Annotated in this window: 19 protein-coding genes; 8 read left to right on the forward strand and 11 right to left on the reverse strand. The window is 38.3% G+C overall.

Annotation, left to right across the window (positions count from 1 at the left end):
- Nucleotides 1-22: 22 nt before the first annotated feature.
- Nucleotides 23-1,378, forward strand: a complete 1,356-nt coding sequence (locus tag GQR39_RS17000) for a sodium-dependent transporter (RefSeq protein WP_165736185.1) — start codon at nt 23-25, stop codon at nt 1,376-1,378.
- 79 nt (nt 1,379-1,457) lie between these two features.
- Here the strand turns inward: GQR39_RS17000 and GQR39_RS17005 are convergent, their stop codons facing one another.
- Together GQR39_RS17005 and GQR39_RS17010 are read right to left on the reverse strand one after the other, a co-directional pair.
- Nucleotides 1,458-1,907, reverse strand: coding sequence for a GNAT family N-acetyltransferase (locus GQR39_RS17005; RefSeq protein WP_165736186.1), 450 nt, complete (start codon nt 1,905-1,907; stop codon nt 1,458-1,460).
- 74 nt (nt 1,908-1,981) lie between these two features.
- Nucleotides 1,982-2,725, reverse strand: coding sequence for a sporulation protein (locus GQR39_RS17010; protein WP_007586609.1), 744 nt, complete (start codon nt 2,723-2,725; stop codon nt 1,982-1,984).
- 265 nt (nt 2,726-2,990) lie between these two features.
- Between GQR39_RS17010 and GQR39_RS17015 the strand changes: the two genes are divergently transcribed.
- Complete coding sequence (locus tag GQR39_RS17015; protein WP_007586608.1) at nt 2,991-4,565, forward strand: cation:proton antiporter family protein; 1,575 nt, start codon at nt 2,991-2,993, stop codon at nt 4,563-4,565.
- Between the two features lie 350 nt (nt 4,566-4,915).
- The gene (locus GQR39_RS17020) at nt 4,916-5,140 is read left to right on the forward strand and encodes a DUF3820 family protein (protein WP_101216204.1); all 225 of its coding nucleotides are present in this window, start codon (nt 4,916-4,918) and stop codon (nt 5,138-5,140) included.
- Nucleotides 5,141-5,228: 88 nt separating this feature from the next.
- On the opposite strand, the gene GQR39_RS17025 is transcribed toward GQR39_RS17020, so the two are convergent.
- The 6 genes from GQR39_RS17025 to ilvY form a co-directional block, all read right to left on the reverse strand.
- Nucleotides 5,229-6,476: an ATP-binding protein gene (locus GQR39_RS17025; protein WP_165736187.1), complete on the reverse strand. Its 1,248-nt coding sequence runs from the start codon at nt 6,474-6,476 to the stop codon at nt 5,229-5,231.
- A gap of 25 nt (nt 6,477-6,501) precedes the next feature.
- Entirely contained in the window at nt 6,502-7,194 is a 693-nt protein-coding gene (locus GQR39_RS17030; RefSeq protein WP_007584133.1) for a response regulator, read from the reverse strand.
- 14 nt (nt 7,195-7,208) lie between these two features.
- Entirely contained in the window at nt 7,209-7,589 is a 381-nt protein-coding gene (locus GQR39_RS17035) for a DUF3019 domain-containing protein (protein ID WP_180961420.1), read from the reverse strand.
- A 1-nt stretch (nt 7,590) separates the two neighbouring features.
- Entirely contained in the window at nt 7,591-8,403 is an 813-nt protein-coding gene (locus GQR39_RS17040) for a MipA/OmpV family protein (RefSeq protein WP_165736188.1), read from the reverse strand.
- 447 nt (nt 8,404-8,850) lie between these two features.
- On the reverse strand, nt 8,851-9,897 hold the full coding sequence (locus GQR39_RS17045) for a GGDEF domain-containing protein (RefSeq protein ID WP_197173359.1): 1,047 nt from the start codon (nt 9,895-9,897) through the stop codon (nt 8,851-8,853).
- A gap of 116 nt (nt 9,898-10,013) precedes the next feature.
- The gene (gene ilvY / locus GQR39_RS17050; protein WP_007584128.1) at nt 10,014-10,919 is read right to left on the reverse strand and encodes an HTH-type transcriptional activator IlvY; all 906 of its coding nucleotides are present in this window, start codon (nt 10,917-10,919) and stop codon (nt 10,014-10,016) included.
- 138 nt (nt 10,920-11,057) lie between these two features.
- Here ilvY and ilvC point away from each other — a divergent pair, with 138 nt between their 5' ends.
- The gene (gene ilvC / locus GQR39_RS17055) at nt 11,058-12,530 is read left to right on the forward strand and encodes a ketol-acid reductoisomerase (protein WP_121955330.1); all 1,473 of its coding nucleotides are present in this window, start codon (nt 11,058-11,060) and stop codon (nt 12,528-12,530) included.
- 192 nt (nt 12,531-12,722) lie between these two features.
- Nucleotides 12,723-14,642 (forward strand): methyl-accepting chemotaxis protein, encoded by a 1,920-nt coding sequence (locus tag GQR39_RS17060; RefSeq protein ID WP_024589916.1) that lies wholly within the window; start codon nt 12,723-12,725, stop codon nt 14,640-14,642.
- An 88-nt stretch (nt 14,643-14,730) separates the two neighbouring features.
- On the opposite strand, the gene GQR39_RS17065 is transcribed toward GQR39_RS17060, so the two are convergent.
- Nucleotides 14,731-15,060, reverse strand: a complete 330-nt coding sequence (locus GQR39_RS17065; RefSeq protein ID WP_165736189.1) for a GIY-YIG nuclease family protein — start codon at nt 15,058-15,060, stop codon at nt 14,731-14,733.
- 107 nt (nt 15,061-15,167) lie between these two features.
- On the opposite strand from GQR39_RS17065, the gene bamE reads away from it, so the two are divergent.
- Nucleotides 15,168-15,527 (forward strand): outer membrane protein assembly factor BamE, encoded by a 360-nt coding sequence (gene bamE, locus GQR39_RS17070; protein WP_004335706.1) that lies wholly within the window; start codon nt 15,168-15,170, stop codon nt 15,525-15,527.
- Nucleotides 15,528-15,660: 133 nt separating this feature from the next.
- On the opposite strand, the gene GQR39_RS17075 is transcribed toward bamE, so the two are convergent.
- Both GQR39_RS17075 and GQR39_RS17080 read right to left on the reverse strand, forming a co-directional pair.
- Nucleotides 15,661-15,984 carry an RnfH family protein gene (locus GQR39_RS17075; RefSeq protein ID WP_007584122.1) on the reverse strand — a complete coding sequence of 108 codons (324 nt, stop codon included), beginning with the start codon at nt 15,982-15,984 and terminating at the stop codon, nt 15,661-15,663.
- Nucleotides 15,981-16,421, reverse strand: a complete 441-nt coding sequence (locus GQR39_RS17080; protein WP_007584120.1) for a type II toxin-antitoxin system RatA family toxin — start codon at nt 16,419-16,421, stop codon at nt 15,981-15,983. The genes GQR39_RS17075 and GQR39_RS17080 overlap by 4 nt, the downstream gene beginning before the upstream one ends.
- 147 nt (nt 16,422-16,568) lie before the next feature.
- Between GQR39_RS17080 and smpB the strand changes: the two genes are divergently transcribed.
- Together smpB and GQR39_RS17090 are read left to right on the forward strand one after the other, a co-directional pair.
- Nucleotides 16,569-17,048, forward strand: coding sequence for an SsrA-binding protein SmpB (smpB, locus tag GQR39_RS17085; protein WP_007584119.1), 480 nt, complete (start codon nt 16,569-16,571; stop codon nt 17,046-17,048).
- Between the two features lie 704 nt (nt 17,049-17,752).
- The gene (locus GQR39_RS17090; RefSeq protein ID WP_165736190.1) at nt 17,753-20,344 is read left to right on the forward strand and encodes a TonB-dependent receptor; all 2,592 of its coding nucleotides are present in this window, start codon (nt 17,753-17,755) and stop codon (nt 20,342-20,344) included.
- Nucleotides 20,345-20,375: the final 31 nt, after the last annotated feature.

The following is a 20,375-nucleotide window of genomic DNA, read 5'->3' on the forward strand; positions in this document are numbered from 1 at the left end:
CACAATAGAGAAGTACAATAATATGAGCGCAGTTAGAGGCGAGTTCAGCTCTCGCTTTGGTTTTATTATGGCCGCCGCGGGTTCTGCCGTTGGTTTGGGCAATATTTGGGGATTCCCTACACAAACAGCAAGTAATGGCGGTGCTGCATTTTTAGTCGCATATTTAGTGCTTGCGTTCTTTTTAGCCTACCCCGCTTTAATGGCTGAACTTATGATTGGTCGTCACGGCCAAGCAAACGCGGTTTCATCACTTCAAAAAATATCTAATAAGCCATGGCAAAAACACTTTGCCTTTATTGTTGGTTTTGGCGGTATTTTATGTGCTGGCTTTATATTAAGTTTTTACGCGATTGTTGCCGGTTGGATGCTCAGCGCTACAGCTGAACCCATAGCTACTCTTGTCGGTGCCGACACAGCATCGACATGGTTAAGTGAGCAATCACTTACCCGAAACATCATATTCACTCTCATCTTTATCGTACTAACTGTCGCTATTATCAGTAGAGGCGTTGAGAACGGTATTGAAAAATGGTCAAAACGTTTAATGCCCGCTCTTTTGGGGATTTTATTTGCACTTATTGCTTATGTAATGACCCAAGATGGCGCAATGGAAGGTTTAAAGGCTTACTTAGTTCCTGATTTTTCGTCTATTTTTGACGCAAAACTATTAGTTAGCGCACTAGGACAAGCTTTTTTCTCTTTATCGCTAGGTACTAGCGTAATGATTATTTACGGCTCGTACATTAGCAAAAAAGAAAATCTTGTTTCTTTAGGTGCCTATGTAACCCTTATTGATGTATTTATAGCCTTTGTAGCGGGTTTACTGATTATTCCGGCTATGTATGTAGCGCAAGCTCAAGGCGTTGAAATATTCTCGGCCTCAACAGGTAAATTACTCTCTGAAGATACGTTAGTATTTCAGGTACTCCCTGCTTTATTTGATGGAATGGGCGAAGTTGGCTTATTTGTGGGCTTTTCATTTTTTGCGTTAATGAGTATTGCCGCTTTAACGTCATCTATTTCAATGTTAGAGGCGCCAGTATCATACACTGTAGAACGCTTTGGGATGAAACGCGTTCAGGCAACCTGGTTGATTGGAGCTTTAATTGCTATCGTTAGCATTATAATTGTGTGTAACCTTAGCAGCTTATTTGGCTTAGTGATTACTTTAACTACAAAAGTAGCTCAACCTTTGCTTGGCCTGATGTGTTGTATATTTGTAGGCTGGATTTGGTACAGAGGCTCATTACTTAAAGCAATTAAAGAAGGTAATCCTGAGGTCCATAACACATTGTTTTGGAAAATATGGCCTTGGTATACCAAGTTTGTGTGTCCACTTGCTATTGGTATGGTATTTTTACACTCACTCTTGAGCTAAATAATACCTTAACCTTAAAATAGTCTTAAATTAAAATAGCCCACATTAGTGGGCTTTTTTATAGCTGCTTAAATTGGATTTATTTAGTGAGTTTTAAAATCATATCTTGATGAGGTATACCGTCTTCTAAATATTCACTTTTATAATCCTCAAAGCCAAAAGAGCGGTAAAAATCAAGCAAGTAAGTTTGTGCACCTATATAAATATCTCGCTCAGGCCATTGTGCTTTGCAGCAGTCTATAGCTTCAGTAATAAGTAAAGTAGCATACCCATTACCACGCGCTCCTTCACTCACTAGCACGCGACCTATTGCGCTGTATTGCTCACTTTTGTCATAACAACGCGCATAAGTTTGTAGTTGCCCATTATCCAATGTATATAAATGCTGTGTATTTAAAGCAATATCTACATCATCAATTTCAGGGTAAGGACATTTTTGTTCTACAACAAATACATTAACCCGCCCACGCATAATAATAAAAAGAGTCTGTGTATCAAGAGCGTCAAACTGCTCACATTTAAACTGCATATTAAATCCTATAAGCAAAAAACCCAGCTTAGGCTGGGTTTATTAAAATCACTCGCTAGCTTAGTTAGCTTATACTAAGTAAATAAGCGCTCTAGCTGATCACACAACTGCGATAGATTCACATGATCGTGCTCTATGGTCAAATCTACATAACCATCGCCTTTAAAGGCTCTGTCTAGCTCTATAAGCACATGTGTTTTATGTGCCTCTGGTACAAACGATAATTCAATCTCCTGAATGCCAAATAAGCTGCGGCTATTAGGCTTATACTCAAGTTCTTGGTAACACCCAGATAATGACTGAAAAGTTGAAGCCCGTAAGTGGCCTTTTTCTACGTCAGCTTTCATTAAACTAAAACCTAACTTTTCCATCGCTTGCATACACGTTTTAACCGCTTCATTAGGGTAAATGTGTAAATGGTCTTTATCTGTTGGGTCAAGTGCTAAGTCTATATCTAGGCCTGTTTCTAGCCATACATGCGATTGATTATAACCTGCATTAATTTCTGTAATAGGTGTTTCAGAATGAAGACGTGCTTCAAAAGGGATGTTTTTAACTTCGCCTGGCTCAATTGTACCAATATCTGTAATTCGCCATTGCTCAATTACATGATTAGTAAAATAATCGCCATCATCACCCGCAACTTTAACACGAGTCATTAATAATAAATCTAAGCCTGCGATATCTTGGCTAACATCCCCTGCTGTGATAACTATTTGTGCGTTAAAAAGTTGACCTGGTTGTAGGTGTTCAGTTTCTAAAATAGTGTCTACTTTTGCAGCACCAATACCTACCGACGCTAAAATCTTTTTAAACATATCTCTCTCCTTAAGCTGAGCTGCTCTATTATTTACTCTGGCTTAAACTTCTTCGTTATCGCATCTTAACCATATTTAAAAGCTAATGTCAGTGAAAAAATGTTATTTACATACTATTTACGATTAAATAAGTGTTTAATGCGCATTTTTCATACGCAGCAAGGCAAGTAATTGATTAGACGCGTTCATTTTTAGGTCTATTATATTTTCAATGGCATAAATTTTTCGTTACACTGCAACACCAAATGAAGTGATATTAAGAATTATGGAACTAATCTATTTTGCTGCCGCGTTTGTTTGTGGTTTTGCCGTTTATCAATTAAAACTACCTCCTCTTATTGGATTTTTATTAGCAGGCTTTGCTTTAAATTTATCGGGATATAAAAGTACAGAGTTGCTCGATACAATTGCAGCACTTGGCGTAACCCTTCTTCTTTTTAGTATTGGCTTGAAACTTAAAGTTAACAGTTTAATTAAACCTCAAGTTTGGGCACCTGCAACATTGCATATCATTTTTAGCAGTGCGTTATTTAGTGGTTTTATGCTGTTACTTGGCGTATTCGCTATTCCACTATTTGTTGATTTAAGTTGGCAAAGTGCTTTATTGGTTGGATTTGCACTGAGTTTTTCGAGCACTGTATTTGCAGTAAAAGTACTTGAAGAGCGCGGAGAAATGGCAAGCCTACACGGAAAAATAGCCATTGGTATATTGGTAATGCAAGATATCTTTGCTGTTATCTTTTTAGCTATTAGCACCGGCAAAGTCCCAAATTTATGGGCAATTGCACTAATAATTGCTTTGCCTTTATTACGACCTGTAATGTATGGCGTATTGAACCGATCTAAACATGGTGAACTATTACCATTGTTTGGTTTTTTCTTTGCTCTAGTTGCTGGTTATCATGCATTTGAATTTGCAGGCCTAAAAGGCGATTTAGGTGCATTAATAATAGGAATGATGTTTGCCCCTCACAAAAAGGCAGGCGAGCTATCAAAATCCCTGCTTAATTTAAAGGACATATTGCTAGTTGGCTTCTTCTTAAGTATTGGTTTGAGCGCAGAGCTAACCACTAACTCCTTGATTGTTGCTATTATACTTATTTTAGTATTACCCGTTAAAATAGCGCTTTATTATGTGTTCACTAATATATTTAAACTACGCGCGCGTACATCATTACTTACTGCTTTTAGCTTATCTAACTACAGTGAGTTTGGTTTAATTGTATGTGCAGTGGCTGCAACTACAGGCATGATCACCTCTGAATGGCTAGCTGTAATGGCAATTGCTGTTTCTATTACCTTTATAATTGCCTCCCCATTAAATAAACGTTCAAACGAGTTGTACGTCAAAATTGAGCACTGGTTATTAAAGTTCGAAAGCAAAACTCGTTTAGCTGAAGAGCTACCTGTTAACCTTAACGATACTAGAATAGTCATTTTTGGTATGGGACGGATTGGTACTGGTGCTTATGAGACTATCAACGCGACTCACCCAAATGTTGTTGCAGGTATAGATATAAAACCTGAGGTGGTAGATAAGCACGTTAACAGAGGCCGCAACGTCTTAATTGCTGATGCAACCGACCCTGACTTTTGGCAACGAGTAAATCACTCGCAAGTAGAAATGGTTATGCTTGCGATGCCAAAACACATGCAAAATATTTTTGCCTTAGAGCAACTACAAGCCTCTGGTTATAAAGGCCAAGTAACAGCTATTGCAAACTACCCTGATCAACAAAAAGAACTAGAAGAAATGGGTGTTCATTCTACTTATAACTTTTACCTAGAAGCCGGTAGTGGTTTTGCAGAGCACGTTAAACAAGAGCTATTTAACGAATAATTACTTTTTATAACGTCTATAAATAACAAGGCCTTAATCAGTTAAGGCTTTGTTATTAGTTTTTAAATAAAAAGCAATTCTATTTACATTCCTTTACAAGCCAATTCACCACAACAATGAAAAACAGGTAGACTAACTCTGTTGGTTAAATAAGAACCCATGTTCTAATAATAACTTAATTAGATCCCAGCTAATTAAAGTTCAACTAGGTTTATATCAATCAACATAAAATTATTAAATCAGAGGGCCTACTCCCTCGCAAAATAGGCTGTTTCTTGCCCGTCACAGCCTATTTTATATCTCTAAAATCCCTTACACTTACGCATACTTTAAATACATAAGTAGTTTTTATGGATCCAAAACAACTAAAAATAGCGATAAATACTACAATGCCGTTTGGAAAATATGCAGGACGGCCATTGTTGTTACTCCCAGAGCCTTATTTAGTCTGGTTTAATCAGCAAGGGTTTCCTGACTCAAAACTAGGTAGTCAACTTGCGATGATGTATGAGGTAAAACTAAATGGCCTTGAGCAAATGTTAATGCCATTACTTGAAAAAAATAAAAATAGTTGAGAACTTTTTTAAGCACCTGCGGTCTATTATATTGCTACTTGTTGATTTTGGTTTTTAACCGCAAAAAAAGCGCCTTTAGGCGCTTTTTTTATGTCTTAAATTTGAGGGGTAAATATACAATAAATTTAGCACCACCTAAGCTTGAGTTTTCTGCTTTACACTCTCCTTGGTGCCACGACACAATTTTAGCAACTATAGCGAGTCCTAAACCAAAACCACCGGTATCCTTGCCTCTACTTTTATCTAGTCGAGTAAAAGGTTTAAATACATTTTCTCGCTCAGCGGGAGCTATCCCCTCCCCATCATCTTCAACAATCAATACGATGTATTTTGTCTCTTGTAGCAATGTAATTTTGACTTGTTTATGGGTATATTTGAGCGCATTGCCAATTAAATTTTGAAATACTCGCGCCATAAAGTGACTATCACAGTAATAATTTAAATGCTCAGGGAGGTTTACGGAGAGCGTTGTTCGGGCTTCAAAGTTTAGCTTTTCAACAGTTGTTTTTACCAGCCCAGCTAAGTCACAGTTTATTGGCTGTAAACTAGGTTGTTGAGAGTCTAATCGCGCGTATTCGAGCATTTCAGAAACTAGTGACTCAAGCTCGCTAATGTCTGTTTGCATGTTTATTAAGTATTTCTCACCTTTTTCGTCAAGCATTTGTTCTTGCAGCATTACAATTGCAAACTTTAAACGTGCTAGTGGTGTTCTAAACTCATGCGACACCGATGAGGTAAGTTCTTGCTGCGCACTAAGTAAAAACTCAATACGTTGCTGCATTACCTTTAATGTATCAGTAATAGGTAAAAAGAAAGACTTAGAAGAGTCATTTAGTTGAAAGTCTTGCAAACCCTCTACCGCTTCACACGCTTTACGTAGCTTTGCAAAGTCGCGCCATAGTAAAAAGCTCCACAGCCCAACAGGTATACCTACAATAATAAGTAGTAATAAATACGGCCAAACAGAAGATGATTCCTGCGTTAATACACCTACCGGTCCTACTTGAAGTAATGAATCATTACCGAGATCTACATACCAAACAATGCGTTGTTGCTTATCGTATAAGTATAAGTAGTGGTTTTGGTTGAGCTGCGATTGTTGTTTTTGAGGGAGTATTAAATCACGTCGTTCAATCACTTTACTTTCAAAGTTGTGCTTTAATTTTTTAAGACCATTTGGAGTTTGTGAGAGCAACCAGAGTGATTGCCCAAACTCATCATCTAAGAAGACCTGTTGTTGCGACTCTTCGTAAGGCCACAATTGCTCTATAACACCGCTTACTACAAACAAAGAAACGATGATATATAAATATAAGCTGGTAAACAGTTTTCCCATTAAAGCCGACTAACCTTAAATATTTCTAAAGATCCCATGCATCAGAAACAAATAAGTAGCCTTGTCCCCATACAGTTTTTATACGATACGGCTTATCGCTGTTGTCGCCTAATTTTTTACGAATTCGTGATACGCGTACGTCCACAGTTCTATCAAGTCCATCGTATTGGCGACCAATCATATGTTGGTGCACATGTTCTCGACTTAGTACTTCACCCGCATTTGACGCTAATAGCCATAATAACTCAAACTCGTGCGAAGTTAATACAATCTCCGAATCACTTAGTTTTACAATACGACTTGTTTTATCAATAACTAAATCACCAAACTGGAGCTCTTCGCTTGATTTTACCATGGGTTGTCCACGACGTAGTAATGCATTAATTCGCGCTAGTAATACACGTGGCTCTGCTGGTTTTATTACATAATCATCAGCGCCAAGCTCTAAGCCAAGTACTTGGTCAAAGTCTTCACCTTTAGCAGTCAACATTAAAATTGGTAGAGTAAATTTATCTCTTACTTGGCGGCAAACGCTAAAGCCATCTTTACCTGGCAGCATAACGTCTAAAATCATTAAATCGGGTGTATTGTTTTCTAGGTAATTAAATACTTCGTCACCACGGTCTAATACTTCGACTTCAAGGCCATTATGTTCAAGGTAATCTTTTGTTAGTTGTTGTAAACCGAGATCATCTTCAACAAGTAAAATTTTTGGCATTAGTTGCTCCTAAATTAAAAAAAGCTCCACGGAGAGCGAAGCCTACGCCTATTTTTTTTAGCATGGGCGCTTTGTACTTCAACCTGTGTTTTTGCTATTAACACACCCGTATGAGGATTGATTAAGGAGTATATGGTCTCCACCTGAACACGCGCTTTATAATTAAATTGCCCAGAAAGTTGTTGCTCCCAGCATTGAAGCCGTTGCTCTTGCTGATACAAACAGACATCACTGTAGGCGTTTAATTGCCATTTAAATTGTAAATCAAGATCGCAAAAACCCTGCTGTTCAGAGACAACGCAGACTTTTGGAGAAACACTAAAAAAAGGGGGTTGTGCCACACTAAAACCACTAAAAAAAGCGGTAATAAAGACAACTAATATTGAATACTTCATATTAAAAAGTACGATCGAATCCTATAAATGCAGTCATTGAATAAGTACGTTCGAAGAGCGGACTGCCATCCATAGCCGAATAGTCGTAATATGCTACATGAAAACGAAGAGAGTCAGCCTTACTCAGAGGCCAACTGGCGTCGATTTTAGCATAAGGTTGCCAACTACTACCAACGTCTATTTTGCCAAATTGAGTTTCACCCTCATTAAGTCCATAAAAATAGCTATTTAGTTCCGCAGATTTATAGTTTATTCCAAGTGTTGGCTTTATTTTGAGCTTTCCTATCACAGTATGATACTGCCACTGTAATGCTGCGCGTACACCTCGATAAACATCGGTTATATCATGCAGAGCCTGAACCGAAAAAACATGGTCTTCATTTACATAGTGATATGCAATACCCGCATCAAGTGCAATTTGCCGTTTATGTAAATTATCAATATCAACATAGCGAGATGACGAGGCTTCATCTTGCATTACGAACTGATTGTTGAGGGCACTACTTTGTAGTGTAAATACATTTTTAGGGTGCCAGTCTATAAAAAAGCGAGACTCAGAGTTGAGTTCACCAACTAGATTAAAGTGATGTTTAGGGGTTTGCAAAAATGAATAACCAAGACGGCCATTATCAAAAAACCATTGCTCTGCATAAAACGCAACTTGAGGAATAAGCACGAGCGGAATATTATCTCCACCATGCAAAGGGTTGGTTATAACTCCAGCCCCCACGCTTAAACTCAAATGCAGACGATCGGTTGTTATATCTTGCTCTGTATAATCGTCAGCATGCTTGCTTGCCTGTGTTGCTTGCACCGAAAGGCAAACAAACAAAGTGCTAAAACATAGAGCTGTTAATAATGAGAAGGCATACCGCATCAGCGTAAATCAAAGTATCAAAATAAGTGAGTTCCCCATACTAGCAAGGTCTTTTTAAACTAGCTCTAGCTGGTTACAATTATTCACAATTTGTATACAAAAATGTTAACTTTATGCTTTTCGGACTATTTATCTTTCAAGGTAGTTGTGTCTAAGGACTATATTTTGAGTTGCTTGTGTAATTTTTGACTAATAGTACTTTAAGATACTTTGAAAATGAGGCACTACGTAGCAAATGCAATTATTCAAATAAAAAATTACTAAGAGCTAACTCGCTACAGCTCTATTGGGTTTTACCTGCTTGTTTACCAAAACTGAAGTTGGATTAAATCGCCCTAAATTGAGCGGCTTTAACCCAAATAAATCAGAAACCTCTGGCACTTATTAAATATCAGGGGCTATTTCTATACGATTTCGTCCATGTGTTTTGGCAATGTATAAGGCTCTATCTGCACGCTCAACTAAAACAGAACTATTTGTAAATGGCCGTAAAATTGCTAAGCCAAAACTTGCTGAAATAGCACGTTTTGCAGTTACATCATGCTTTTTACGAATCGCCAATTTTGCTATTGCTAAACGAATACAATCTGCAAATGCTATTATATCGTTAATAGTGTCAAAGTAGGCTGTTATGCAAAACTCCTCGCCACCATATCTATACACATTTGCAGCTTCAGTTGTATTTTCTCTCACTTTTTTAGCAACTAGCCTAAGCACTTCATCACCCTTTTGATGGCCAAAATCATCGTTAAAGCGCTTAAAATGATCAATATCAAACATAATGAGTACGGCAAGAGAGTCTTCTTGCGCTTGCTCTGAGTATTCGAGGCAAAAGTTTACAATATCAGAATCAAACTTACCTCGATTATAAAAACCCGTAAGCGTGTCGGTATCGGCTGCTTCCTTTGAAATATTGAGTGCTTCTTTTAAATCTTTTATTTCATTGTAGGCAACGGCTAATTTAGTCTGAAACTCCCGAGCATAATCTTGCATTGCAATAGAATCGTCAGTTAAACGCTCAACACAACCTAGTATCTCATTATAAGAGTTTACATCAACAAGCATATTTAATTCATTTTGTGAGTCGACTAAACTCGTCGTAAAGCTTTTAGAGTGATCAAGCGTTGTGCTTATATCTTGCTGAACTTGCTCCATAGTTGTATGAAATTTTTCAGTCACTTCTTGAAAAAAAACGAGATCGTCTTGCGTTAAATGTTTATCAAAAATTTCTTTTGCTTTGTCTTGTGAACATGTTTGTTGCAGAGCAATAACATGGTCTAACTCAGCATTTAATGAAGGTTTGTTTCCTTGAATATAACAGTACCAAATTGCATAGTTGATGGGTGTAACCGGCATTCGGTATTTTACCATCAAAGGAATCGCCTTTTTTAGGCATTGAGCAGAATGAGCAAGTGATACGGCGTGGTTCATAAATAAACTCTCAAGCGTCATTGTTTTTGTTATTAGCGCTCAATGTTAAGTAATAGTAAACTTATACGCAACCTATATTCATACTATTTAACTAACTTGCTTATTCTCTGCGCGCATTAAATCGCTTTTGCATCTAAAGTTTGCGCAATATTCCACAAAGCACTGATTGCAGGGTCATTTAACTCTTTCCTTAATACTGCCAAACCAATATCAAACCCATCAGGCGCTTGCATTTTTGGTGTTAGTATTTGTACTTTATCTTGCAGCGGGCTGTTATCTAGCACTATTTTAGGGACCATTGCGACACCTAATCCTAAGCTCACCATGGATACCATTGCTTCGTGCCCAGCAACTTGTGCGTAAATTTTCCCGTGAATATTATTTTTGCGCCACCAGTGTTCTAACCTTTGGCGAGAAAAACCTTGTTCTGGCACAATAAATTCTAAATCAGACCAATTAATGTCATCACCATTCTGCGTTAGTTTTTGTGTGATCGGGCATTGAATTTTTGGTCCAATTAATAAAAGTGGAGAATGCCCTATATCTACAAAAGCAATTTGCGCCGGTAACTTATTTGGCTTAGCTGCAATAGCCATTAATTCATGCCCATCTAACACACGGTTTATAGCAAGTGCAGGGTCGCCTGTATTTAATGTTATTTCTATATACTGATGCTGCGCACGAAGTTGCTCTAATATTTGATGTAAAAAACTATAAGATGCAGTAACCGAGCAATAGATACTTACTTTGCCGTAAATATGTTGTTGTGGGTCTTTCACATTCGTTTTAAAACGCTGCCAATTAGCAAGCGTTGCTGTGGCGTAATCAATAAACGACTCACCCTCACGCGTTAATTTAACACTGCGGTTATCGCGTACAAATAATGCAACACCTACCTCTTCTTCTAAGTGTTTTATATTGCGGCTCAAAGTGGGTGCGCTTATATGACAAAGCTCGCTTGCGCGTCCAAAATGAAGTGTTTTAGCCAGTGCTAAAAAGTAGTTTAAATGTTTATGATCCATGCCAAACCCAGTATTTCATATTATGAAACACTTTAATTCAAATATATCATTTTACGCAAGCAACGATTTTACATATGGTGTTTGTAAGCGCAACAAACCTTGCGCATCTAACAAACATGACTTTATAGGACACTAACAATGGCGAATTATTTCAATACCTTACCTTTACGCGAGCAATTAGCGCAATTAGCGCAATGTGAATTTATGGACGCAGGCGAATTTGCCGATGGCGTTGACGCACTTAAAGGTAAAAAACTAGTTATTGTAGGCTGTGGCGCACAAGGTTTAAACCAAGGCTTAAACTTACGTGACTCTGGTTTAGATGTTTCTTACACATTACGTGCTTCAGCTATTTCTGAGCGTCGCCAATCATTTTTAAATGCATCTGAAAACGGTTTTACTGTTGGTACTTATGAAGAATTAATTCCTACCGCTGACGTAGTACTTAACTTAACGCCAGATAAACAACATACCGCTGTAGTAAGTGCAATTATGCCACTTATGAAAAAAGACTCTACCCTTGCTTACTCTCATGGCTTTAATATTGTTGAAGAAGGCATGCAAGTACGTGAAGACATTACTGTAATCATGGTTGCGCCTAAGTGTCCTGGTTCTGAAGTACGTGAAGAATACAAACGCGGTTTTGGTGTACCAACTCTGATCGCAGTTCACCCAGAAAATGACCCTCAAGGTCTTGGTTTAGCACAAGCTAAAGCGTATGCAGCGGGTACTGGCGGACATCGCGCAGGTGTACTTAAATCATCATTTATTGCTGAGGTTAAGTCTGACCTAATGGGCGAGCAAACCATTTTATGTGGCATGTTACAAACTGGCTCTATTTTATGTTTTGATAAAATGATAGAAAAAGGCGTTGATGCGGGTTATGCATCAAAACTAATTCAATACGGCTGGGAAGTAATTACCGAAGCACTTAAGTACGGCGGCGTTACTAACATGCTTGACCGCCTTTCAAACCCAGCAAAAGTAAAAGCGTTTGAACTAAGTGAAGAGCTAAAACTAATTATGCGCCCGCTTTATAATAAGCATCAAGATGACATCATCGACGGCACTTTCTCACGCACTATGATGGAAGACTGGAATAACGATGACGTAAACTTACTTAAATGGCGCGCAGAAACAGCAGAAACTAACTTTGAAAAGACCCCTGCTGGCGATGTAGAAATCTCTGAACAAGAATTTTTTGATAACGGTATTTTAATGGTAGCAATGGTTAAGGCAGGTGTTGAACTTGCATTTGAAACCATGACAGCAGCAGGCATTATCGAAGAGTCAGCTTACTACGAGTCATTACACGAAACGCCATTAATCGCCAATACTATTGCGCGTAAAAAGCTTTTTGAAATGAACCGTACTATCTCTGATACTGCAGAATACGGCTGTTATTTATATAACCATGCATGTTTACCATTACTTGCTGATTTTATGAAAAACGTTGATACAGACATTATCGGTAAAGGTCTTGGCGAGCACAGTAACCAAGTTGATAACCAAACATTAATTCAAATTAACGCTGCATTGCGCGAACACCCAGTTGAGAAAGTTGGTGCTAAATTACGTGGCTACATGTCAGCAATGAAAAAGATTGTTTAACCCTAAACAATAAATGTTTCGCTTGTTAGAAACCAAGCCCGTATGCTTTTTGCATGTGGGCTTTTTTATGCCTGTTAATAAAACTTTAATCAATCTGGTGTATCTTTGCCTATTCTGCTTAGCCAATATTTAGTTCCAAATAAATAATGTGCTAATATGTTTTTCTATTTAGTTGTAAAATTAATTAATATCATGACGATACAAAATCTTTCGATAACTCAAAAAATCACAGCTTTAGGCAGTGTTATTGCTATATGCGTAGCCGCACTGATTGGTTTGACTTCCCTACACAGCTCAGAGGATATTATTGAGCGACGTATGATTGAGTCAGAGCTCCCTAGTAAACTGCAAACAATCAGCAATCACATAGGCGGTGAAATCAACGAGTTACTCGGTGCTGCTCAGCAACTATCATCAAACGAATTTATTTTACAATGGGCTCAATCAAACAACCAAGACGATACATTACTATTAAAAGAATTAAATCGCGTTGCCCAGCAATACGATTTAGCCACAGCATCTTGGGCAAATAGAGACACTGCACAGTACTGGAACCAGAATGGGTTTTTGCGTGTGTTAAAAAACGATGCAGCCGATGGCTGGTTCTTTGCTTTTAAGCAATCAAAACAACCTTACTCTATCAGTATTTATCAAGAGTCAGCCAATGATGTGAAAATGTTTGTAAATCATCAGCAGGCTAATGGGACTGGTTTAGCAGGTCTTGCAAAAAGCATCACTGATATGCAAAAGCTATTACAGCAATTTAAAATTGAGCAAACAGGCTTTGTATTCATTGCAGATAAAAGTGGATTGATTCAGCTTCATAAAGATGCAAGTAAAGTAGCTAAAGCAAACATTGATGATTTATATACTGCAAATATTCACAGCCAACTATTTAATAGTAATGGCTTTGCACTAGAAGAAATTAATTTAAATGGCGAACCGACACTTGTAGCTGCTATGCCTATTAAAAACACCGATTTATATGTTGTAGCCCAAGTGCCAAAAAGTGAAGTTTTCGCAAGCGTAAACACCCTGCAATGGCAAATATTTACTTTTACGGTAATTACAGCATTGGTTGCGAGTTTAATCAGTTATTTGCTTGCTCGCTCACTTTCATCTCCACTTTCTAAAATGGCTGAGTTATTTTCACGCCTAGGCTCAGGCGATGCAAATTTAGCGTACCGCTTACCAGAATCGAGCCAACCAGAGCTTAACAATCTAAGTAACGGCTTTAACCAGTTTATAAATAAAATAGAAACAGCGATTACTCAAGTTGCCAGCGAAAGTCACGATATTAGGAAAAGCTCTGATCATGTATTTGAACAAGCAAAACGGAACTCCCAAGCAATAGACAACCAAAAAGAGCAAACAATATCTGTCGCAGCAGCAATCAACGAAATGGGCGCTACAGTACAAGAAATAGCGCAAAGCGCAGCAAATACAGCTAAGTTAACCGATAACAGCCGCGAAAACACCATTCAAAGTCACAAACAAGTACTCCAAAGCCAAGCAACTATATCAGCCCTTGCCAGCGATATTGATGGCATAACAGAGCAAGTTACTTTGCTTTCTAAAAAAACGGTTGATATTGCAAGTATTGTTGACTCAATTAGAGGCATATCGGATCAAACTAATCTACTCGCTTTAAATGCTGCAATTGAATCTGCACGCGCAGGTGAACACGGACGCGGCTTTGCTGTTGTTGCTGATGAAGTACGTGCACTGGCAAACCGTACATCGCAATCAACCACCGAAATTCAATCTATGATTGAAGAGCTTACAAAAATATCTGATGATGTAGTTAATGATATTAGCCAATCGAAAGATAAAGCTCAGCAAAGCGTTGGTGCAATGCAAAGCTCTGTTGAATTACTTGATACGATAACCGAAACAGCAAATCAAATAAACGATATGGCTACGCTTATAGCGACTGCAACTGAGCAGCAAAGTAATGTGGTTGCCGATGTAAGTCGTAATATTGAGCAAATTAGCGAAATTAGCGATAAAGCAATGAGCGAACAAATCAATACAGAGCAAGCGATTCGCGACTTAGCCAACAGTGCACAAACACTTGATGCGCTTGTAGCTACCTTTGAAAAGCATCGCTAAGCGACTCTAATATTACACGCCAGCTATGAGCAAAAACTATATTCGAAGATAGTTTTTGCTCACAACTAATATACTTAATTTGAACAAGCTAAGTGTTTTCACTATCGCCGCTATTAAACGCTGAAACGTACGCTTCCTTTTTAGCTCTAGGGAGCTTTTTTAATTGATACTCAAGCTTACTTGCTTCACTTTTATTACCTACTTGTTGTTGATGGATAAGTAAAAGAGGCCCTTTTCCTCTAAGGTTTTTAGCCCCTTTACCAGCTTGATGAGTTGCAAAGCGTTTTTCAACATTAGTCGTGATCCCTGTGTACCAATGACCAAATCGTGTTTCAACTATATATAAAAACCAAGTAGACTCAGTTTTTAAAATATTCGTTTCAATATGCTGTAAACTTTTTCCATTATCAGTGGTCAAAACATTACCTTAACGCCCTTAACATAAAACAATTGCTTAAAAGGGTTTTACCTTCAGTGACTAATCGGTATCATGCAGATTATAAAAAATAAGGATCACAACTAACAATGCAGTCGTTAAAAACTTTTTCTCTTTGGCTTATCGTCGCTTTAACACTTAGCTCAGCAGCAGGTTGCTCTAGCTGGGTATACCGAATTAACATCCCACAAGGCAACTTTTTAGAGCAATCGGATGTTGAAAAACTTCGTGTAAATATGACCCGAGAGCAAGTTGTTTATGTATTAGGTAGACCTATTGCCGAGGACGCCTTTGATAACAATACTTGGCGCTATATTTACAGCTTTAATAAAGGCCGTAAAAACGAACAAAATAAAGAGTTAGTAATTAACTTTGAAAATGAAAAGTTAGTTTCAATCTCAGGTGATTATGACCAACCTGAAAACTTTACTACACCGCTAGAGCAATAAACGTCTCAGGTAGTAAAAAAGGTGAGCATGGCTCACCTTTTTTATTGGTTTACTTAAAAAGCTTTTACCATTTTAAACGACGTTAGCGTGTGATTTAATCTGTTAAATTGTTCGAAGTTTATGCCGATTGGTATTACTTTTCGAGTGGGCGACCACCCGTTATTTTATTTGCACGCCCCTCTTCTTTTGCTTTTTCTGCACGTTTTCTGCGGGCATCTTTAGGATCTGCAATTAATGGACGGTATATTTCTATACGGTCACCGTCTTTTAATTCATAGTTAGCTTTTACAGTTCGATTCCACACACCTAACGTTAGCGATGTGGCATCTATTTCTGGGCACTTTTCTATAATACCTGACTGAATAACAGCTTGCTCGACTGTAGTCCCTTGTGGCACTTCAATTGATAAACACGTGGCCGTGGTCGGTAATGCAAAGACCACTTCAACATTAATCATACTCGCGCTCCATAAACCTGTTTTGCACGTTGAGTAAATGCACTCACCATATTTTTTGCTACATCGTTAAAAATCTTTCCAAAGGCAAGCTCTATTAACTTACTTGAAAATTCAAACTCTAGGTGCAAATGAACCTTACATGCTTTAGCGTCAAGCTCTTGAAAATGCCAGCGCCCTTTTAACGTCTTAAACGGACCATCAACAAGGCGCAGTAACACGGTTTGTTCATCAACAAAGGTGTTTTCGGTGGTAAACCACTTTTTTATACCCGCCTTAGATATTTCTAAACTCGCGGTCATGTTATTATCGTGCTGTGAAACAATTTTTGAGTCTGAGCAATTTGGTAAAAACTGTGAATAAGCTTCTACATCATTAACTAGATCAAACATCTCTTTAGTGCTGTACATAACCAGCGCACTTTTTTCTATTTGTGGCATACTCACTCCCAACTGTGTGGGCGAATTTTAGCAAGCTTTGCGCGTTTCCCCAAATTTTCATGCTGCTTAAATTAAAGCTAAATTTTTAAAAGCATTATTAAAAAAATCGATGTAAAACATCTCACATTACGTATATTATAGGGCACTATGGCTAAGAAAAATTCATCAAAATCGACAAGTAATACCATCGCGCTAAACAAAAAAGCGCGACATGAGTATTTTTTACACGATAAGTTTGAAGCGGGTGTTGAACTACAAGGCTGGGAAGTTAAAAGTATCCGAGCTGGTAAAGTAAATATCACAGAAACTTATATTCATCTTAAAAATGGCGAAGCATTTCTACTTGGCAGTCAGATTCAGCCACTTATTAGTGCCTCGACCCATGTAATTTGCGACCCGCTACGTTATCGTAAATTGCTATTAAGCAGACGCGAACTTGACCGTTTATTCGGTGCTACAGAGCGCGATGGCTATTCTTTAATAGCTACAGCGATGTACTGGAAAAACTGCTGGGTAAAACTTGAGTTTCATCTAGCAAAAGGTAAAAAGCTACACGACAAACGCGAAGACGGTAAAGATAAAGACTGGTCGCGTGAAAAAGAACGCTTAATGAAGCATAAAGCATAATTAAAAACTCAAATAATACCAGCTCGCTTAATTAAGTAATCTGTTTTGAGATAAGAAAATCGTGTCGATAACAAGACAAAACTTGTTATACCAATCTGCTTATATATGGGGTCTATTTAACGTTAAGAAAATTACGCTAGAACTAGGCAAAAATTTTTATATCTAGTTGTTCTAAATAAAAAATTTTTAACGACGTTATAGTGCAATTTAATTCGTTAAATTGATCAAAGATTTATGCAGGTTGGTATTACTTAGCCATTATCAGCAATTGCTCCTGCATTACCCCACCTCCTGTATCTAGCAGTCGTAAATCAGAAAATTTCAATGCCTTTAGCATCAACTTTAACCCCTCAAATTGATTAAGTATTACTGCGAATTGGTATTACATAATTGAATAAATTAAAAGCAGAAAAACAAACATAAGTTTTAATTTATAGAAATAAATTATTACAAATTATTTCTATCACTAGCTATTCCACACATGGCTTCATCTAGCTATATAACAATTATTAACTCTATGTCCTATTCACGCTTAGTTTCACCTAGAAAACAAAGTATAAATAAGGTCATAAAACCCACAAAAAAGCATTGAAACTAATACTTAAATCACAAATTAAGCTAATTGCTAACACTTAAGTTACATTATATTAATACCCGCGCTTGTTAAGCAAATAATTTTATAATATATCAACAAGGACTTAAGGATGAAGCAATCAACTGCATTTACACCAAGCATTATTGTGGGCGCAACACTCGCATTATCAGCAGGTTTTACAACAACAGCCTACGCAGCAGAAGAAGCTAAAAAAGTAGAGCGAATTCAGGTTACTGGTTCTCGTATTAAGCGAACTGATATTGAAGGGCCTTCTCCGGTACAGTCAATCGGTAGAGCTGAAATCGAAAACATGGGTTACGATAATTTACAGCAACTTCTAGAAAGAATGCCTGTAGCAGGTAGCGGTACTTTCTCTACTCGTGGTAACAACCAAGATTCAACCGCTAACGGTTCAGCTGCAGTAAGCTTACGTGGCTTAGGAGCCGATGCAACACTGGTATTAATTAATGGTCGCCGTGTATCAATTAGTGCCTTTGCTGAAGGTATCACCAACTCATTTGTAGATATTAACAGTATTCCTGTTTCTGCTATTGAGCGTATCGACATACTAAAAGATGGCGCTTCAGCTATCTATGGCTCAGATGCAGTAGCGGGTGTAGTTAACGTTATCTTAAAGAAAGATATTGATGGTGTTGAGATTAACCTAGGCTATGGCGGTACGGATGGTCCAAATTATGAAGAAACAACAGCAAGCCTAGTTTGGGGTACAACAAGCGAAAAAAGTAGTGCATCTGTTATTATCGATTACTTTAAAAACACATCTCATTCTTCTGATGAAATGGGCAGCCTTGGCACTGCAAACCAAGCACCTTATGGTGGTGAAGATTTCCGTTCATCTCGTGGTTTCCCAGGCTACTTTTATGTGGATGGCGTTAAAACAATCGACCCTGCCTGTCCTGCTGAAAATGCAACTTCAAGTGGTAGCTGTTTATTTGATTACGGCCCATATGGATATGTTGCCCCAGCATCTGAGCGTGTAGGCGCTATTTCACAATTTGAATACCGCTTTGATAACGGCATTACTGGCTTTTTAGAAATGGCTGTTCAGCATAACAGCTCTGTCGCTGCAGGTGCACCAACACCACTTGATGAAGATGCAGGCCTTACGGTACCCGCTAATCACCCAAACAATCCATTTGGTGAAGACATTCAAATTGGTCGTTACCGTACAGTAGATGCAGGCGCTCGCCAATGGGACATTGAGTCAGACACCTTACGCTTTGTTGCAGGGTTAAAAGGCGAAATAAACGATTGGAGCTGGGAGACAGCGGTACAAAAAGGTCGCAGTAAATCACTACAAACAGGCGATCGTACACAAGGCTGGGTACGCACCGATTTCTTACAACAAGAAATTGATGCCGGTAACTATAATCCATTCGGTGGCACATATAACGACCCAGCTGTAATTGACAGAATCACAACTAGCTTAGTGCGTCGCGGTGAGTCTCATATGACCTCTTTTGACGCTAACATTACAGGTGAAGCGTTTAGTTTTGGTGGCGAAGCTGTAATGATGGCCGCCGGTATTGAGTACCGTGAAGAAGATGTAAATGATATCCCTGATGATCAATTTCAACGTGGCTTAATATTTGGTACTGAATCAGTATCAGCTTCTGCTGATCGTGAACAATACGCTGCATATGTTGAGTTCTCAATCCCACTTGCTGAAAACCTCGAACTACAATTAGCCGGTCGTTACGATGATTATAGCGACTTTGGTACAACAACAAATCCAAAAATAGCTCTGCGCTGGGCACCGACTGATGAAGTAACGGTTCGTGGTTCTTGGGCGCAAGGCTTTAGAGCGCCTTCGTTAGCGCAAATAGGCTTAGGTCCATCACAAAAAAGCCAATTTTTTGTTGATACACAGCGCTGTGAACAAACAGGATTAGATTGCCAAGCACTTGATTACAACATTGAGTTCTCTGGTAACCCTGATTTACAAGCAGAAGAGTCAGAATCATGGAACGTGGGCGTTATCTGGGCACCAACAGCTGAGTTTGGTTTAAGTGTTGATGTATGGAGCATTACTCAAGATAATAAAATCGATGAAGAAGAATTTGGTCCTATTTATGCTGCAGAATGTGGTAACCAAAATAGTACCGTATGTGTTCGTTTAGCTCCTACAGGCGGTGCAAGCTTAGGCACAATACAAAAAATACACAGCACATTTAAAAACTTATCATCGCAGGAAGTATCTGGTGTTGATGTTTCAGCAAACTATAACCACTCTCTTGATGACTTAGGTTTACTTAAATTTAATTTAGAGTGGGCATATCAGGATAAGTTTGAAAAAGATGGTCGTGATTACACGGGTGAATATGGCTACCCAGAGCATCGCTTTATTTTCTCAACCAACTGGGAAATTGGTGAGTTTAACACCAATGTAAATATCAGTTATGTAGGTGAATTTGAAGATACGCCTGATATCGACTTTGATGGCAATTTAGACTTTGATAGCAATACTTCACGTATGATTGACTCGCAAACGCTTGTTGATTTACAAACGTCGTACCGTATTACTGAGTCAGCTAAAATATCTTTAGGTGTTAATAACTTATTTGATGAAGAGCCACCATTTGCAATTGGTGATGGCGATGGCGATTTATACGGTTATGCATCAGCTGTGCATAACCCTCGTGGCCGCTACTTGTACACTAAAGTAAGTTTTTCTTTCTAATTAAAGACACAAAAAAACCGCCAATTGGCTA

The sequence above is a fragment of the Pseudoalteromonas sp. C8 genome (assembly GCF_011378685.1).
GTDB classification, from domain to species: Bacteria; Pseudomonadota; Gammaproteobacteria; order Enterobacterales; family Alteromonadaceae; genus Pseudoalteromonas; species Pseudoalteromonas arctica.

Bases quoted from the DNA above. Each gene is read 5' to 3' on its own strand.
- GQR39_RS17000 (WP_165736185.1), top strand. From the start codon at position 23: ATGAGCGCAGTTAGAGGCGAGTTCAGCTCTCGCTTTGGTTTTATTATG.
- GQR39_RS17075 (WP_007584122.1), bottom strand. From the start codon at position 15,984: ATGATTAATGTTGAAGTGGTCTTTGCATTACCGACCACGGCCACGTGT.
- bamE (WP_004335706.1), top strand. From the start codon at position 15,168: ATGCAGTCGTTAAAAACTTTTTCTCTTTGGCTTATCGTCGCTTTAACA.
- GQR39_RS17060 (WP_024589916.1), top strand. From the start codon at position 12,723: ATGACGATACAAAATCTTTCGATAACTCAAAAAATCACAGCTTTAGGC.
- GQR39_RS17030 (WP_007584133.1), bottom strand. From the start codon at position 7,194: ATGCCAAAAATTTTACTTGTTGAAGATGATCTCGGTTTACAACAACTA.
- smpB (WP_007584119.1), top strand. From the start codon at position 16,569: ATGGCTAAGAAAAATTCATCAAAATCGACAAGTAATACCATCGCGCTA.
- GQR39_RS17035 (WP_180961420.1), bottom strand. From the start codon at position 7,589: ATGAAGTATTCAATATTAGTTGTCTTTATTACCGCTTTTTTTAGTGGT.
- ilvY (WP_007584128.1), bottom strand. From the start codon at position 10,919: ATGGATCATAAACATTTAAACTACTTTTTAGCACTGGCTAAAACACTT.
- GQR39_RS17020 (WP_101216204.1), top strand. From the start codon at position 4,916: ATGGATCCAAAACAACTAAAAATAGCGATAAATACTACAATGCCGTTT.
- GQR39_RS17015 (WP_007586608.1), top strand. From the start codon at position 2,991: ATGGAACTAATCTATTTTGCTGCCGCGTTTGTTTGTGGTTTTGCCGTT.
- GQR39_RS17080 (WP_007584120.1), bottom strand. From the start codon at position 16,421: ATGCCACAAATAGAAAAAAGTGCGCTGGTTATGTACAGCACTAAAGAG.
- ilvC (WP_121955330.1), top strand. From the start codon at position 11,058: ATGGCGAATTATTTCAATACCTTACCTTTACGCGAGCAATTAGCGCAA.
- GQR39_RS17010 (WP_007586609.1), bottom strand. From the start codon at position 2,725: ATGTTTAAAAAGATTTTAGCGTCGGTAGGTATTGGTGCTGCAAAAGTA.
- GQR39_RS17005 (WP_165736186.1), bottom strand. From the start codon at position 1,907: ATGCAGTTTAAATGTGAGCAGTTTGACGCTCTTGATACACAGACTCTT.
- GQR39_RS17045 (WP_197173359.1), bottom strand. From the start codon at position 9,897: ATGAACCACGCCGTATCACTTGCTCATTCTGCTCAATGCCTAAAAAAG.
- GQR39_RS17025 (WP_165736187.1), bottom strand. From the start codon at position 6,476: ATGGGAAAACTGTTTACCAGCTTATATTTATATATCATCGTTTCTTTG.
- GQR39_RS17090 (WP_165736190.1), top strand. From the start codon at position 17,753: ATGAAGCAATCAACTGCATTTACACCAAGCATTATTGTGGGCGCAACA.